The 1,160-nt window shown below is 47.4% G+C and carries 1 protein-coding gene; it reads left to right on the forward strand.

Annotated features, from left to right (window positions below):
- The first annotated feature begins 68 nt into the window (after positions 1 to 68).
- Entirely contained in the window at positions 69 to 1,073 is a 1,005-nt protein-coding gene (locus V6944_RS23265; RefSeq protein WP_000427620.1) for an IS110-like element IS4321 family transposase, read from the forward strand.
- The last annotated feature ends 87 nt before the right edge of the window (positions 1,074 to 1,160 follow it).

Genomic DNA, 1,160 nt, shown 5'->3' on the forward strand with positions numbered 1-1,160 from the left:
TTAATGAGATGGTCACTCCCTCCTTCCCGGTACTATGCTGAGGACAGGCTTTCATTCGGAGAACTATCATGGAAAACATTGCGCTCATTGGTATCGATCTGGGTAAAAACTCTTTCCATATTCATTGCCAGGATCGTCGCGGCAAGGCTGTTTACCGTAAAAAATTTACACGGCCAAAGTTAATCGAATTTTTGGCGACATGCCCCGCTACAACCATCGCAATGGAAGCCTGTGGTGGCTCTCACTTTATGGCACGCAAGTTGGAAGAGTTGGGGCATTTTCCTAAGCTGATATCACCACAATTTGTCCGTCCATTCGTTAAAAGTAACAAAAACGACTTTGTCGACGCCGAAGCTATTTGTGAAGCTGCATCGCGTCCGTCTATGCGTTTTGTACAGCCCAGAACTGAATCTCAGCAGGCAATGCGTGCGCTGCATCGTGTCCGTGAATCCCTGGTTCAGGATAAGGTAAAAACAACCAATCAGATGCATGCTTTTCTGCTGGAATTTGGCATCAGCGTTCCACGAGGAGCTGCCGTTATTAGCCGACTGAGTACCCTTCTTGAGGACAATAGTTTGCCTCTATACCTCAGCCAGTTATTGCTGAAATTACAACAGCATTATCACTATCTTGTTGAGCAGATTAAAGATTTGGAATCCCAGTTGAAACGAAAGTTGGACGAAGATGAGATTGGACAGCGCTTGCTGAGCATTCCCTGCGTCGGAACACTGACAGCGAGTACTATTTCAACTGAGATTGGCGACGGGAAGCAGTACGCCAGCAGTCGTGACTTTGCGGCGGCAACAGGGCTAGTGCCTCGACAGTACAGCACGGGAGGTCGGACGACATTGCTGGGAATTAGTAAGCGAGGTAACAAAAAGATCCGAACTTTGTTGGTTCAATGTGCCAGGGTATTCATACAAAAACTGGAACACCAGTCTGGCAAATTGGCCGATTGGGTCAGGGATCTACTGTGTAGGAAAAGCAACTTTGTCGTCACTTGTGCTCTGGCAAACAAGCTGGCCAGAATAGCCTGGGCCCTAACGGCACGACAGCAAACTTATGTAGCATAACGGCAGAAATACACCGGTTTAAAGAATCACTGATCTGGTTTTGCGAATACTGATATTGATGATACTAACGGCCCACCGGCCTGTTGA

The organism is Kluyvera sp. CHPC 1.2972, from assembly GCF_036759925.1.
GTDB lineage: Bacteria > Pseudomonadota > Gammaproteobacteria > Enterobacterales > Enterobacteriaceae > Kluyvera.

Excerpts from the sequence above, each read along its gene's own strand:
- V6944_RS23265 (WP_000427620.1), top strand. The coding sequence starts at position 69 with ATGGAAAACATTGCGCTCATTGGTATCGATCTGGGTAAAAACTCTTTC.